Origin of the sequence: Herbaspirillum aquaticum, assembly GCF_002213425.1 — a bacterium.
Classification (GTDB): domain Bacteria; phylum Pseudomonadota; class Gammaproteobacteria; order Burkholderiales; family Burkholderiaceae_D; genus Herbaspirillum; species Herbaspirillum aquaticum.
Window position 1 is genome coordinate 471,308 of record NZ_NJGV01000002.1, and the last position, 14,299, is coordinate 485,606.

Consider the following 14,299-nt stretch of genomic DNA (forward strand, 5'->3'; position numbering starts at 1 on the left):
ACAGGCGGCGTTCAGGTCAGTTCTGTTCTAGCCCCCAGATAAGATGGGAGTCGATCAATAGCTGGTAGTAGCTTTTGATCGCCGACGTCTTAGCTGCCAAAGCGCCTTGCTGGGCTGCAGCGGCTTGGCGCTGGGTAAGCAGCAAGCCTTGCAGATCACCTTCACCCAACGAATAGGCCCGTTGCATCAAGCGCGCGTTTTCACGCATGGAGTTCGCGCTCTCCTCGGCCAGTTGCATGCCGTCATAGCTGCTTTGCACGGTGACGATCGATGAATCGATTTCGGCGCCGATCTGCCTCCGGATCGCCTCCAGCTCCTGGCGCTTGGCTTCGGCCATGTGTGTCGCCTGAATGGCGCGCTCGCTTCGCGATCCGCTCGGGATGGGGATGCTGATCGATACGCCAATGAGTCGCTCCCTGCCACGCGCCTCGGATCCGCTAAAGACTCCAAAGGTCGGATCTGGCGTTCGTTCGGCCCTGCTGCGCTGGGCCTGCGCATCGGCACTGCGCCATGCGGCCTCGGCTGCCTTGAGCCGATCGCTTTGTTCACGGATGCGAACTTGCAGGTAGCCGGAATCCTGAGTCAGCGCGGAGATATTGGGGAAGCTGGCAAGCTGGCCATCAAAACCCGGGAAGCGGCTATGCAGCTGCGTCCATGCCAATGAAGCACCGAGCTTGGCCTCGTTGGCCTGCCGACGCTGCTCAGCCAGATCGGATTGCGCCAGGCTCACATCGAGCTTGGCGGCGTCGCCTGCCTTTGCACGCTTTTGCACGGCAGCCAGATTGTCGACTGCAAATTGCTGCATGCTCTTGCTGAGCTCATAGTTGGCATTTGCCTGCAACCATGCCAGCCATAGGCCGAGCAGGTCGCGCGCAGCCTCGTGCATGGCTTCGCCGTACCGCGCCTCCGCTTCGTCTACTGTCGCCTGGCCGAGCTTGCGGTCTGCCGCTGCCTTGGCGGGCAGGCGGATGGTGCGCTCCAGTGCGACGTTCCACTCGTTTGAGTTGGCCTCGTTCTCAATACGACGACGCTGACCGGTGGCACGCGCCGTCCATTCGTACGGTGAGGCATCGAGAATGTTGGATTCCCGACGCGCTGCATCCAGCGTGGCTCGGGCCCCGGCCACTGAAGGATCCTGCTCCAGCAAGGGACGAGCGATCGGCGCCGGGATAGGACCGTCCAGCATGCCTGGGGCACTCTGGGCTTGCGCCCACAACGGTAGCAGGAGCGCCGCCAATAAGGTGAGATGAAGTTTCATGCAAATTCCCCTTGCTCAGACACGGCAGTCACCCAATAGCGCAACCCCGAGCGAGAAAATGTATTTTTTAAATTGGAGAGCAAATTGTCTTTGGCTTGCTCGCTACACAAGATCTGAACTTGGGTCATGACTGCACGACCCAGTACCTGTTCGGATGCAGATAAGCGTTCCCGCGCGACACCGTGGGCTGCCACGGTCGCGCTGGTGAATACTGCGACGTCAGGTGTGACGAGCAGAGAATCCAGCAATTGCTCTTCGATATTGCGCGGGCACAGAATGGTGATAATGGAATCAGACATGCTTGATCTCCTGGCCGGATTCCTTGTCGGCGCCGGCGAACTTCAGATAGAGAATGGGTAACAGCATCAGGGTCAATGCAGTTGCGGTGATTAAGCCGCCAATGACCACGATGGCGAGTGGACGCTGGATCTCGGATCCGGGGCCGGTTGCGAACAGCAGTGGAATCAGACCGAATGCCGTGATGGACGCGGTCATCATCACCGGCCGCAGACGCCGCTTGGCGCCTGTGACCACAACTTCGCGCAGCGGCATTCCCTCATGTCGCAACTGATTGAAATAGCCCACCAGGACGACGCCGTTGAGCACCGTAATGCCGAGCAAAGCGATGAAGCCCACCGACGCAGGGACGGACAGATACTCACCGGTCAGCCACAAGGCCACGATACCGCCCACCAGTGCGAACGGAATGATGCTGAGAATCAGCAGTGCCTGTCTGATCGATCCAAAGGTGGCAAACAGCAGCACGAAGATCAATCCCAGCGCAATCGGCACCACTACGCCCAGACGGGCTGCAGCACGCTGCTGGTTTTCGAACTGGCCACCCCAGCTCATGCGATATCCGGTCGGCAATTTTAGCTGCTCCGCCACTTTGGTTTGCGCTTCCTGCACGAAGCCCACCAGGTCACGACCACTAACGTTGGCGATCACGACGCTGTACCGGCTACCCATTTCGCGGTCGATTTTGACCGGCCCTGCCGCGCGTTCCAAATTCGCGATACTGGAGAGGGGCACTGTCGTACCGTCTTTTCCTGTAATACGAACTGCGGAGAACTCTGCAGGGGACAAGCGCACCGATTCGGCAGCGCGAACCAAGATGGGAGTGCGACGATTGCCTTCGATCACGGTTCCTGCCTGCTGGCCCTCTATCTGTACCCGCAGCGCATCTTGAACATCTTCCACCGAGAGACCCAGACGACCAGCCTGCATGCGGTCGACCACTACCCGCATGTATTGCACGCCATCGTTCTGGACGGTATAGACGTCTTGATTGCCTGCGACGGTCTTGAGCACCTGCTCAACCTGGGTCGCGTATGAATTGAGCTGATCGAGGTCAGGCCCGAAGATCTTGACTGCGATGTCGCCACGTACGCCGATAATCATCTCGGACACGCGCATTCCGATAGGCTGAGTGAAACTGTAAGAGATGCCCGGCAAGGTATCTAATACCTTACGAACTTCTGCCAGCAACTCGTCCTTTGTCTTCATACGCCACTCGCTCTGCGGCTTGAGCAACAGATAAGTGTCCGTCTGATTTAAACCCATTGGATCCAGACCAATCTCGTCGGAGCCGGCGCGTGCAACCACGCCCTTTACCTCAGGGATCTCCTTCATCAGTGCCTGATGAATCTTCAGGTCAATCGCAGCGCTCTCTTCCAGGCTGACGGAAGGAAGCTTTTCGATACCTACGATCAGGCTACCTTCGTCCATGGTCGGCATGAATGTCTTGCCAACCTGCGTATAAAGCACACCTGCCAGAGCCAGCATCAGCACGGCACCGATCGACACCACACGTTGTCGCCTGAGCACCCAATCAAGCAAAGGGGAATATGCCTGCAGTAACTTGCGCGGCAGCCATGGTTCTTCATGGCTGACATTCTTGATGAGATATGAAGCGATGACGGGAATGACAGTGAAAGAAAGTAGGAGGGATCCAGCCAGCGCGAAAACGATCGCCATTGCCACCGGCGCGAAGAACTTGCCTTCCAGATCCTGCAAAGTCAGCAAGGGCAGGAACACAGTGATGATGATCAGAATCCCCGATGTCACCGGCACCGCAACTTCCTTTACCGCGCGATAAACGATGTGCAGTCTTGGAAGCTTTCCGTCACTCTTATCGTCCGCCAGCCGTTGAACGATATTTTCAGTCACGACCACGGCAGCATCCACCAACATACCGATCGCAATCGTCAAGCCTCCCAGGCTCATGAGGTTGGCCGACATGTCGAAGCTGCGCATGAGAATGAAGGTACTCAGGGCGGCGAGCGGCAATACCAATGCAACGGTCACTGCTGCCCGAATATTGCCGAGGAACAGCCCAAGCAGCACCAGAACCAGAATGGTCGCTTCCAGCAGTGCGCGCGATACCGCACCCACAGCCTTCTCAACCAACGAGGCTCGGTCATAGAAGACGTCTAGCGTCACGCCTTTTGGCAATGTCGGTTGAATCTCTTCGAGCTTCTTTTTGACCCCTTCGACCACCTTTTGCGCATTGGCGCCGGCCAGCCCCAGCACCAGGCCCTGTACGGCTTCGCCTTGCCCGCTCTTGGTCACCACACCATTACGTGTCAGCGTACCGATGCGAACTTCGGCCAACGAGCCGACGCGCACCGGAGAACGATCCTTGACAGTGACGACAACCGAGCGCAGATCGTCCAGATTCTGAATACTGCCTTCAGTTCTCACCAGCAAAACCTCGCCGCCTTCGGACAGGCGCCCGGCACCGTCATTCATGTTATTGCTGCGCAGTGCGTCTTTCAATTGCGCCATGGTGACGCCCGCGCTTGCGAGTTTGAGTGGATCGGGAATGATCTCGAACGAACGAACCATGCCTCCCAGCGAATTCACATCCGCCACACCTGGGACCGTACGCAATGCAGGACGGATTACCCAATCGAGCAGGCTGCGCTTATCTGCCAAGCTCATCCCATCTGCCTCAATGGTGAACATGAACATTTCACCCAATGGCGTCGTCACCGGTGCCATACCGCCGCTGATCCCCTGCGGGAGCAGCTCAGTGATCCCTGCGAGACGTTCATTGACTTGTTGGCGTGCCCAGTAGCGGTCGGTTCCATCTTCGAAATCGATAGTGACGTCGACCAAGCCGTACTTTGTCACCGAACGCAAGATTTTGGTCTTGGGAATGCCGAGCATTTCCACTTCAATCGGCACGGCAATACGGCTCTCGACCTCTTCGGGGGTCATGCCAGGTGCTTTCATGATCACCTTCACCTGGGTACTCGACACATCCGGGAATGCATCGATTGGCAGCTGGGTGAACGCAAACCATCCGGCTCCGGCAAGCATCAGGGCTCCGAGCAGCACAAACAGCCGCTGGGACAAGGAGAACTGGATAAGTCGGGCGAGCATTATTTCCCTCCCTTGTCATCCAGCCACGCACCCTTCAGGGCGACGATACCGCTGGTGGCAATCTGCTCATTGGCTTGCAGTTCACCCTGGATGCGCAGACGCTGTGCAGCGCTAGCCTGCACCTTGACCGGACGAGCGTCGAAGCCCTTTGCGGTACGCACGAAGACAACTGCATAGTCTCCGTCATGCGCAACGGCGGACAGCGGGACGTCCCAGCTGCCGGCGGCCTTCTCAGGCATCAGTTCCATGGTCACGAACTGGCCAGGCAACAATGCGCCTTTGCCGCCTTCGAGAGAGGCGCGCAAAGTTACGCTCTGGCTACCTGCGGCTACACCTGCGCCGACACTAAGAAGTTTGCCCTTGGCATCGATACCTTTGACCTTGACCGGTGTCCCTGCACGCCAATTGGCGGCATCCGAGACAGGAATCTGGATATCGGCGGTCAAGACATCAGCCTGCGTCAGACGCATCAGTGGGGTGCTGGCATCAACACGCTGTCCGAGTTTGGCTTCGATATCGGTCACAATGCCGCCCTTGGCAGCACGCAGGACGAAGCCATCCTCTACCTTGCCGGCTGTACCCAGCCCCTTTTGCCCCCCATCCGTAACACCGGCCATGCGCAGAGCAGCCTTGGCTTGGAACAGCGCTGCTTCACTCTCGCGCAATGCGGCTTGCGATTCTTGAACTCGACGCTGGGCAATGATTCCTTCGTCAAAAAGCGCCTTCTCGCGCTGAGCGTTTTGCGCAGCCAGGCTGTACTTCGAATTCGCCGTCATCAGCTGCATCTGCAGCTGGCTGAAGTCCGGACTCATGACGCGTAACAACGGAGCGCCTTGCTTTACCGTTTCGTTGTGACGTACGAGGATCTGCGAGACCATGCCGGCCAATGGAGAACTGATGATTTGTTCGCGATCCGGTGGAACAGTGATCTGTGCGGGATACTGCACGGCGACCGCTTCGGATTGCTGATCGAGCGACACGAGCTGAATGCCAAGCGCCTTGATCTGTTGATCAGAGACAGGGAAAGATTTTGGCCTGTCGGCAGCGTGGGCCGCCAATGCCTGGGAGATGAGAATAGCCAGAGCAAGTCGCCCGACGAAAGCACGTGTTTTCATATTGATGTCCTGAGCACCGCCCGTCCGGGCGGCACAAGGCAGCCCAGAGGCGGACGGATTAATTCACAGCGAGAAATGTTGAGACGCGATGCGGCGATGGCCTGGTCAACAAAGAGCGATCTCGCCAGACGAGTCAGTCCATGTCGCCAGGATCACTGACGCAAAAAATAGCGAAGGAATCAGATCGACGAGCGTCGAGGAGGCTTAAATGGCGCGGGGAATACCGACTCCGGAACCCGGAAAGCCAGTAGTGAAAAAATCAGGATGGTGGCCAACGCCAATACCTGCGGCGCCGCCGTCACGGAGGCGGGCAGCGGTTGGACGTGATCCGAGGCATGCAGCAACTGATGTTCAGCGCCTGTAGGCATGTCGTGGTCATCGTCGTCGGCATGATGATCCGTCGCGGAAACCAGTTCTCCATGCAGGGCATGATCCAGCTCATGATGAATCCATTGCGTGCGCATCTGAGCAATACCGATGTTCGCGATGAAAATCGCGAGCATCAGTAAGGCGACACGTTGGCAAATGGTTCTTGTCATGAAATCAGGTAACGCACATATTAGGTACTAGGTTTTTCAAATTATCCGTTAGCGGCAAACAGCTTTCAATCACCATAACGGCCAGAAAATACCCTCAATTCAGTCCATCAGGACATATTGCAGCGAAAAATATATGCCGAAGCATAGCACCAGCACAGTGGCAATATAAGCCAGGGTTTTCCTGAACCATTTCATGGACGTGGCCAGTGACGATGATAGTCATCAATAACGTAATGATGGCGATGACGCTTTCCGCCACCGGCCAGATGCTCATGCCCGTCATCCAAGTCGGCATGCACATGCTCCACCTGCTCTGGATCATCTTTGGGCCACAGTTTCGCGGCAGCAATAACAGCCACCAAAGCAATCACACCGAGCACGGCGAACGTCGCCGGCAGGCCGATACGGGCGCCGAGCCAACCCGCGACCGGATAGGTAATTAGCCAGCAAGCATGCGACAGTGCGAACTGCGCGGCGAACAAGGACGGACGGTCTTCAGCGGACGAGGACCGACGTAATAGCCTCCCTGATGGAGTTTGAGTCAGAGAGTACCCAATCCCCAGCAGCACCCAAAGCACCAGCAACCAAGCATACGAACCCACTGCACTGCCCGCGAAGAGGCCGATGACCAACGCCGACGCGCCGGACAGCATTGCTGTGCGATCAGGAATGCTCTTGAGCAGGCCAGGCAAGATGAAGGCAGCAGCCATCGAACCACCGCCGAAAGCGGCAAGCGCCCAAGCAGTTTGCGTTTGTGTCAGCCCGAATTTGGCCTGAACGTACACCACAGTATTGACAATCACCATGGCGCTTGCCGCAGCGACGGCAAGATTGAGCGCCAGAAGGCCGCGCAGGCGGGGAGTGGCCAAATATGCTTGGATCCCCTTGGTCGTGCGGTAATAGATACCGCGCGGCGGTGACAGTTTTGCCTTTGGCAACACGACGGAGACCACCAGCAAAGCCGATCCGATGAAGCCGATCGACGTCCCGGCGAACAACATGTGAAAACTGATTACGCTCACCAATGCAGCCGCCAGCATCGGGCTGACCACGCTTTCCAGGTCATAGGCGAGGCGCGATAGCGACAATGCCTTGGTGTACTCCTCTTCCTCTGGCAGCACATCCGGAATGGTTGCCTGGAAGGTCGGCGTGAAAGCCGCCGACGCCGATTGCAGCACAAAGATCAGGATGTAGATCTGCCAGATTTGCGTGACGAACGGCAGTGAAATTGCCACTGCGGCGCGGACTAAATCAAGAGAGACCAGGGTGGCGCGTCGCGGTAGGCGCTCTGCAAAGGCGGAGGCAATTGGCGCCACACCGATGTAGGCGATCATCTTAATTGCCAATGCCGTGCCGAGCACCGTTCCGGCTTTGTCTCCCGCGAGGTCGAAGGCGAGCAGGCCCAATGCGACGGTGGCAAGCCCCGTGCCCACCAGCGCAATCACTTGCGCTAGGAACAGGTGTCGGTAGCTGCGGTTGCGAAATACCGAAAACATGATGCTCCCTTGTTTAAGCCGGCAGCGCGGCCCAGCCGCTGTACAACACGTATATACCGACCAGGATGATCAGCGCACTAGAGAAATACGGTGCCTTGCGCGTGAATTCGCCAAATCCTGACCAACGTTTGGAAACATGGCGGACACTGAACGCGGCTACCACACCGGACGCAACCATGGTCAAGGCCAATCCGACGCTAAAGCACAGCACCAGCCCGGCGCCCAAAGAGAATTTCTTCAGCTGCAAGCACAGCAACAGCACGGTGATCGCTGCAGGACAAGGAATCAGGCCGCCGGTCAAGCCAAACATCACGATTTGACCAGTGCTGATGTCCCGGTTCGCAAAGCGATTGCGGATGTCATTAGCATGTGCCCGCTCATGGGCGTCTTGATAGCCGCCATCGGAGACATCAAGCCCCCCATGGTCGTGACCATGTTCGTGGGCGTCACCATGAGCATGCTCTTCGTAGGTCAGATCGTAAATGTGATAATGCGCGCCATGGGCCAAGAAGACCTGAGCTTTGAACTCATGAGGCTCAGGAATCTCATCAATGGACTCCAGAAATTGGCCCTTGTCGGCAAACTTGAATGTCTGTTCGGTGCCGTCCGGACGAACAGTGCGGATTTCCACACCTGCTGCCGGCCAGGGGCGATTGCTTTTGTCGGCGAAGATGCGGAAGCGCGGCGGCACATTCTCTTCGAAGATATCGATGCGGATCTGGCCATGGCCCGTATTGACCCACTTGGTTTCATCGTGAGCGTGATGGTGATGCGCGGCATCAGCTTGTCGGCTCTGTTCCTGCGACTGTTGCCAAGTTCTGAATGCCATCCAAAGCGCGACGCCTAGAATCAGCACGCCCGATGCCATTTGAAAATAGGGCTCGGATGATTCAGCGCTCCATTGGCTGCCGAAGTACATACCAGCCAACGCCACCAACCAGACGACGGCCGTATGCGATACCGTCGCCGACAGCCCGAGCAGCACGGCTTGCGAAACAGTACCGCGAATGGCGACGATAAACGCCGCCATCATGGTCTTGGAATGGCCCGGCTCCAGCCCATGCAAGGCGCCGAGCAGAATTGCACTGGGTATGAATATCCAGAAATTGCCCGCCCCTTGCTGGAGCAGACTTGCAATGTCTGTCATATCTGCTCCTTAGAGATATTTGGTGATTTCCTTGAATTCCCGCATGGCATCGGCGGCTTCCTTACCGTCCGACTGCATCACGTGATCCAGGCAATGATCTATGTGATCGTGTATCAGGGCGCGTTTCGCGTTGGCAACAGCACTTTCGACGGCCTGTAGCTGCTGGGAGACTTCCAGGCAGGCTCGTCCGGCCTCCATCATGGAAATAATGGTCTTCAAATGCCCTTCGGCCCGTTTCAGGCGCTTGATGATGTCTGGGTGGGAGGTGTGAATGCTCATGATCTCAGTTATCCTATCCGGGGGGATAGGATAACACGAAATAAAAAAGACGCTCCCACCACATCGCTAGCGCGCCTCAAGGGCTTAGGCGCCGTGGTAAAGCGATTGCCGGAAATCGTTGCTGGTAGCGCTTTCCAGCTCCTTCTTTACTTCCGCGCGGGACTTCGGCGTGCTGGCTTGGCGGATGATCGGGTAGTTGTTGCCGTTCGTGATGACACCATCGCTTTGAGCTTGTTTGAGCTCGGCGAGGACGTCAGCGCGGGTCATCTTGCTCTGGAACGGCACGATGGGATAGTTATTGCGGGCAGTCACGTTGGCGTTATCGCGTTGCTCAGGCGTCATCGACTGGGCGTTGACTATGGAAGCGGTGAGCAGCGTGGCGAGCAGGGCAAAAATAGCGGTAGATTTCATTAGATTCTCCAGGTCAGGGTTAAGAAGTCCGCCACAATCCAGAAAGAGGAGTTGCGCCGACATGGAGAATTCTAGAAAGGCGCCCCACACAGATGTATTGCTGAGGTATTACAAATTTGTAATGAATGACGAAGATCGAATGATTGAAAATGTAGGCACCTTTGCATGAACCTTAGGAGATAGCGATGCGCCTTCTGTTGATTGAAGATGAACCCAAGGCGGGGGACTACCTCCAACGCGGCCTGAGCGAGTCAGGCTTTGTCGTCGACTGGACGCGCAATGGCGTAGATGGCCTGCATCTGGCGACGGAAAGCCACTATCACCTGATCGTTCTGGATATCATGTTGCCGGGCATGTCAGGATGGGACGTCCTACGCACGCTGCGTCGTACTCACGACACTCCTGTGCTATTCCTGACCGCGCGTGACGAAGTCGAAGACCGCGTCAAAGGGCTGGAGCTCGGTGCCGATGATTACCTCGTCAAACCATTCGCCTATACCGAGCTTCTCGCGCGCGTGCGAACCCTGCTGCGCCGCGGTGTCTCGCGCGAGAGCGAAACGATTGTGATTGGAGATCTTCATATCGACGTCGTCCGACGCAAAGTGGTGCGCAACGGCAACCGGCTTGAACTGACGGCCAAGGAATTTGCTCTGCTCTATATGCTCGCCAAGCGCACTGGCGAAGTTCTTTCCCGGTCAGAAATCGCTTCGCAGGTATGGGATATGAATTTCGACAGCGATACCAATGTCGTCGACGTTGCAGTCCGGAGGTTGCGCGCCAAGCTTGACGATCCCGCCGAGAGAAAACTTATCCACACGGTGTGGGGCATGGGATATGTCCTGGAGGAGCGCAATTGAAACTGAACGCTCCCTTGTCCATCGTCGCCCGGTTGGTGTTGTTGTTCGCCGCCGCCTCTGTGTTCACATTGACGGCAGTCGGTGCCTATCTGTATCACTCGTTGGCCCATCAACTGGAAACGCGCGACGACGAGGAGTTGCTTGGAAAAATCCGCTCGATCGCCCACCTGGTAAAGGAAGCGGGCTCGGTCGATGCCATGCGACGGGCCCCTCATATTTTTCTAGATGCCACCCTTGGGCATGACAAGTTGCTAGTGGAGATCAAGACCACGGATAACGGGCTGTCACTGACTAATCCCGGCACCAGCCCTCTGGTCTTCCCCAAAGTCCTGACTTTGCAGGAAGAGCTCGACAAGTCCGCTATTTTCACCCTGGACATGGGCGAAGGAGAATCAGCGCGGGCGGTCGCCTGCGAACTACAAGTCGCGAAAACGGGTGAAATCGTGCAAGTCATGGTGGCCCGGTTAAGCTCGGATCGCATGGCGTTACTCGGCCAATACCGGATGGAGATATGGATTTGCGTTTGCGCGGCCATCATCCTGGCCACGGTATTGAGCTACTTCCTGGTCAAGCGCGGATTGTCACCCTTGCGGCAACTGGCGATGAGAACCCGGGAAATCACCGTACACAAGCTCGACACGCAAATCGAGCTGAGTTCCGCGCCCCCCGATTTGCAAATCATCGTCCGCGCGTTCAATGAGATGCTCAACAGATTACATTCGAGCTTTGAGAACCTCACGCAGTTTTCCGCCGATCTCGCTCATGACTTGCGTACTCCGCTCAACAATCTGATGATCCAGACTCAGGTGGCGTTAGGCCAGGTCCGCTCTGTCGATGAGTACCAGGCCTTGTTGGGGTCCAACCTGGAAGAATTCCAACGCCTGACGCGTATGACAGAGAGCATGCTTTTCATCGCGAGGGCAGAGAATGCCTCCATCGTTCTCCAGCGAGAACAATTGGATCTTCCCCGCGAATTGCAGAAGATTGCGGACTACTTTGAAGGATTGGCGGAAGAAAACAACGTCTCTATTGAAGTAACCGCCACCAGCACCTTGGCGGCAGACCCCATCTTATTGCGTCGAGCCGTCGGCAACCTCGTTGCCAATGCACTGCGCTATACCCCCAGTGGGGAGCGGATACGCATCACCGTGACACCTGATGGCGATGCCCTATCAATCTCCGTAGCCAATCCCGGCGCGGGAATCGATCCGGAACAACTCTCTCGCATCTTTGACCGTTTCTATCGAGCCGATCCGTCTCGCGTCGATTCAGCCAATTCGGCTGGACTCGGGCTGGCCATTGTCAAATCGATCATGAGCCTGCATGGCGGCACCGTTTCTGCGACATGTACCTCGGCCGGAATCACTATCTTCACGCTTAGCTTCCCTCTCTCTTCGCCGGCGTGATACGCCGGCACCTTCTCGTCCAACCTTGCTCCCGCCTGACACGACCATTCTTGCCAATTGACATGGCAAATCCGCTTTTTTCCATCACAAGGAAAAAAGAAGCGAGGGTTAAATTGACGATCCGGTTTGGAAGGATCACTCCAGACGTCATTACGAGAAACATCATTATCTTGACAGCAACATCTCCGACAGAGAGGCCTCAGAGCCGAGGTCTGCTGCTTGCCATACTTTTGCTGGCTTCTACGCCCGCAAGCGGAGAAACTCATGCGGCGGAAAAGTCGGGGGCTAGCTCCGATACGGTTACCGCACGCGGTAACGACACTGATACAGCGGAAAACAACGGAGCTGCCGGCGATTTCGACAACCTGCTGTTTGGAGATATGGGAGGGCTACGCCCCGCCCTCAAATCCCGAGGCATCACCCTGACGCTTCAGGAAACCAGCGAATATCTCGGCAACCTGAGCGGAGGCGTTCATCGTGGTTTCCAGTACAACGGACTTACTACGCTTGGGGTGCAGATCGATACGGAGAAAGCCTTCGGACTGACAGGTGGCCAGATCTACCTCAGTGGGCTGCAAATCCATGGCACAAATCTCAGCGAAGACAACTTGAAAACCCTGCAGACCGCCAGCGGGATTCACGCTGATCGCGCGACCCGCTTGTGGGAAGCCTGGTTCGAACAGCAACTGATGGATGGCGCCCTCGGCGTCAAGCTTGGCCAGCAAAGCCTGGATCAGGAATTCATGCTCAACACGAATGCGGGCTATTTCATCAACACCATGTTTGGCTGGCCAATGCTGCCAACCGCCGACCTGCCAGCTGGCGGTGCTGCCTATCCACTTGCGGCCCTGGGCCTGAGGCTGTCCGTCAAACCTATTGATGGCCTGACTTGACTCGGCGGCGTATTCAGTGCTACCCCAGTCTCCAACCCTGAGGGGGATCCACAAAAGCGCAATCGCAATGGAACGGATTTCCCGTTAGGCCGAGGCACGATGTCAATCGTGGAGATGCAGTTGTCGGCGCCCGCCGGAAAGGCGGAGAAGGCAACTCCTGATTGGACCTATCGCTTGGGTGCCTGGTACAACACGCATTCATTCGATGACCAGCGCTTTGACGAAACGGGCCGCTCCTTGTCGGATCCTTCGAGTAATGGCATTCCCCGCGAGCATAAAGGGAATTTTTCCTTCTACATTGCCGCTGATCAGGTGATCTGGCGCGATCGCTCAGCTCCAGAGCGCAGCATCTCGGTTCTAGCGAGATTCATGAAGACGCCCTTCAAGGATCGCAATCTAATCGATGCCAGTCTGAACATGGGTGTCGTTTTTCGCGGCCCAAATCGGCATCGCCCGAACGATACGCTTGCACTCGGCGCGGGCTACGCGCATGTGACCGGCCTGAAACAACTGGTCCAGACTTAATGTTAGTCTAAGCGGCAAGCCGCAGTGGTGCTGGGATTGTTGCCGGCAGTGTAGCCTGCGGTGCCGGTGGTCGGTATTTCAGTGAGCTGTGCGGCCGAACGGTATTGTACTGGTGACGCCATCGTTCGATGATGACCTGAGCCTCTCGCAGGGTGTAGAAGATTTCTCCGTTGAGCAGCTCATCCCGGAATTTGCCGTTGAAGGATTCGCAGTATCCGTTCTCCCATGGACTTCCTGGCTCGATATACAGCGTCTTTGAACCGACCGATGCAAGCCAGCGCCGAAGATTCTTGGCGACCATTTCCGGCCCATTGTCAGAGCGTAGATATGCCGGAACACCGTAGGTCACCATGGCCTCAGCCAGGATATCGATGACGTCATTACTGCGAATTTGCCTGGCCACGTGCAGCGCGAGACAGCGGCGAGTGAATTCATCGATGAGAACCAGGATTTTTAGAACACGTCCATCATGCGTTCTCTCCATGACGAAGTCCCAGCTCCAGACATGATTGGCATATTCCGGCCGCATTCGGATGCAGCTACCGTCGGCCAGCCACAGCCTTCCTCTCTTTGGCTGTTTCACTGGCACCTTCAATCCTTCTAGTTTCCAGATACGCTCTACCCGAGAGCGACTCAGCTCCCAGCCTTGAGCTTCTAGCATGGCGTGGATGCGCCGATAGCCGTAACGCCCATACTGGCTGGCCAGTTCGATGATGGCTCCAGTCAGTGGCGCCTCATCGGCGCGTGGCTGGGCAGCATAACGAACCGAGGAACGGGAGAGATGGAGCGCCCGGCAGATACGCCGTTCAGCGTGACCCAAGCTCATTCTGACATGGGCTACGGCTTGACGGCGACGCGCCGGGCTCAGAAGTTTCCCCGGCTGACCTCGCGCAGTAAAGTGGACCCATCCGTCAAGACAGCGTTTGCCAGAATTTAAGCTGCATCCATGACTTCACTTGCAGCAGAACAGCGCTGCCCTGATCCTG

At 56.8% G+C, this 14,299-nt stretch carries 11 protein-coding genes and 2 pseudogenes; 3 read left to right on the forward strand and 10 right to left on the reverse strand.

Translation table 11 applies throughout. From position 1 onward, the window contains the following. Positions 1–16: 16 nt before the first annotated feature. From CEJ45_RS04515 to CEJ45_RS04550, 9 genes are all read right to left on the reverse strand, one after another. Positions 17–1,258, reverse strand: coding sequence for a TolC family protein (locus CEJ45_RS04515; protein ID WP_088754005.1), 1,242 nt, complete (start codon positions 1,256–1,258; stop codon positions 17–19). After that, the gene (locus CEJ45_RS04520) at positions 1,255–1,557 is read right to left on the reverse strand and encodes a DUF3240 family protein (protein ID WP_088754006.1); all 303 of its coding nucleotides are present in this window, start codon (positions 1,555–1,557) and stop codon (positions 1,255–1,257) included. The genes CEJ45_RS04515 and CEJ45_RS04520 overlap by 4 nt, the downstream gene beginning before the upstream one ends. Beyond that, on the reverse strand, positions 1,550–4,645 hold the full coding sequence (locus CEJ45_RS04525) for an efflux RND transporter permease subunit (protein ID WP_088754007.1): 3,096 nt from the start codon (positions 4,643–4,645) through the stop codon (positions 1,550–1,552). The genes CEJ45_RS04520 and CEJ45_RS04525 overlap by 8 nt, the downstream gene beginning before the upstream one ends. Further along, positions 4,645–5,760 carry an efflux RND transporter periplasmic adaptor subunit gene (locus CEJ45_RS04530; protein ID WP_088754008.1) on the reverse strand — a complete coding sequence of 372 codons (1,116 nt, stop codon included), beginning with the start codon at positions 5,758–5,760 and terminating at the stop codon, positions 4,645–4,647. Before CEJ45_RS04530 ends, CEJ45_RS04525 begins: the two co-directional genes overlap by 1 nt. A gap of 179 nt (positions 5,761–5,939) precedes the next feature. After that, on the reverse strand, positions 5,940–6,299 hold the full coding sequence (locus CEJ45_RS24450) for a hypothetical protein (protein WP_134223378.1): 360 nt from the start codon (positions 6,297–6,299) through the stop codon (positions 5,940–5,942). Positions 6,300–6,490: 191 nt separating this feature from the next. After that, positions 6,491–7,795 (reverse strand): MFS transporter, encoded by a 1,305-nt coding sequence (locus tag CEJ45_RS04535; protein ID WP_088754009.1) that lies wholly within the window; start codon positions 7,793–7,795, stop codon positions 6,491–6,493. A 13-nt stretch (positions 7,796–7,808) separates the two neighbouring features. After that, entirely contained in the window at positions 7,809–8,942 is a 1,134-nt protein-coding gene (locus CEJ45_RS04540) for a nickel/cobalt efflux protein RcnA (RefSeq protein ID WP_088754010.1), read from the reverse strand. 9 nt (positions 8,943–8,951) lie between these two features. After that, positions 8,952–9,221 (reverse strand): metal-sensing transcriptional repressor, encoded by a 270-nt coding sequence (locus tag CEJ45_RS04545; protein WP_088754011.1) that lies wholly within the window; start codon positions 9,219–9,221, stop codon positions 8,952–8,954. A gap of 84 nt (positions 9,222–9,305) precedes the next feature. Next, on the reverse strand, positions 9,306–9,695 hold the full coding sequence (locus CEJ45_RS04550; RefSeq protein ID WP_187697625.1) for a DUF4148 domain-containing protein: 390 nt from the start codon (positions 9,693–9,695) through the stop codon (positions 9,306–9,308). 122 nt (positions 9,696–9,817) lie between these two features. On the opposite strand from CEJ45_RS04550, the gene CEJ45_RS04555 reads away from it, so the two are divergent. The 3 genes and pseudogenes from CEJ45_RS04555 to CEJ45_RS25085 all read left to right on the forward strand — a co-directional run bounded on the left by CEJ45_RS04555 (position 9,818) and on the right by CEJ45_RS25085 (position 13,313). Continuing rightward, a complete protein-coding gene (locus tag CEJ45_RS04555; RefSeq protein WP_088754012.1) occupies positions 9,818–10,489 on the forward strand; it encodes a heavy metal response regulator transcription factor in 672 nt (223 codons plus the stop codon). Beyond that, the gene (locus tag CEJ45_RS04560) at positions 10,486–11,895 is read left to right on the forward strand and encodes a heavy metal sensor histidine kinase (RefSeq protein WP_088754013.1); all 1,410 of its coding nucleotides are present in this window, start codon (positions 10,486–10,488) and stop codon (positions 11,893–11,895) included. Before CEJ45_RS04555 ends, CEJ45_RS04560 begins: the two co-directional genes overlap by 4 nt. A gap of 380 nt (positions 11,896–12,275) precedes the next feature. Next, positions 12,276–13,313, forward strand: a pseudogene (locus CEJ45_RS25085) (carbohydrate porin). 7 nt (positions 13,314–13,320) lie between these two features. On the opposite strand, the pseudogene CEJ45_RS04575 reads toward CEJ45_RS25085, so the two are convergent. Further along, positions 13,321–14,190 (reverse strand): annotated as a pseudogene (locus tag CEJ45_RS04575) (IS3 family transposase); the annotation flags it as partial. Positions 14,191–14,299: the final 109 nt, after the last annotated feature.

What these genes read in the sequence shown, in the direction of transcription:
- CEJ45_RS04515 (WP_088754005.1), bottom strand. Translation starts at nt 1,258, where the DNA reads ATGAAACTTCATCTCACCTTATTGGCGGCGCTCCTGCTACCGTTGTGG.
- CEJ45_RS04520 (WP_088754006.1), bottom strand. Translation starts at nt 1,557, where the DNA reads ATGTCTGATTCCATTATCACCATTCTGTGCCCGCGCAATATCGAAGAG.
- CEJ45_RS04525 (WP_088754007.1), bottom strand. Translation starts at nt 4,645, where the DNA reads ATGCTCGCCCGACTTATCCAGTTCTCCTTGTCCCAGCGGCTGTTTGTG.
- CEJ45_RS04530 (WP_088754008.1), bottom strand. Translation starts at nt 5,760, where the DNA reads ATGAAAACACGTGCTTTCGTCGGGCGACTTGCTCTGGCTATTCTCATC.
- CEJ45_RS24450 (WP_134223378.1), bottom strand. Translation starts at nt 6,299, where the DNA reads ATGACAAGAACCATTTGCCAACGTGTCGCCTTACTGATGCTCGCGATT.
- CEJ45_RS04535 (WP_088754009.1), bottom strand. Translation starts at nt 7,795, where the DNA reads ATGTTTTCGGTATTTCGCAACCGCAGCTACCGACACCTGTTCCTAGCG.
- CEJ45_RS04540 (WP_088754010.1), bottom strand. Translation starts at nt 8,942, where the DNA reads ATGACAGACATTGCAAGTCTGCTCCAGCAAGGGGCGGGCAATTTCTGG.
- CEJ45_RS04545 (WP_088754011.1), bottom strand. Translation starts at nt 9,221, where the DNA reads ATGAGCATTCACACCTCCCACCCAGACATCATCAAGCGCCTGAAACGG.
- CEJ45_RS04550 (WP_187697625.1), bottom strand. Translation starts at nt 9,695, where the DNA reads ATGTCGGCGCAACTCCTCTTTCTGGATTGTGGCGGACTTCTTAACCCT.
- CEJ45_RS04555 (WP_088754012.1), top strand. Translation starts at nt 9,818, where the DNA reads ATGCGCCTTCTGTTGATTGAAGATGAACCCAAGGCGGGGGACTACCTC.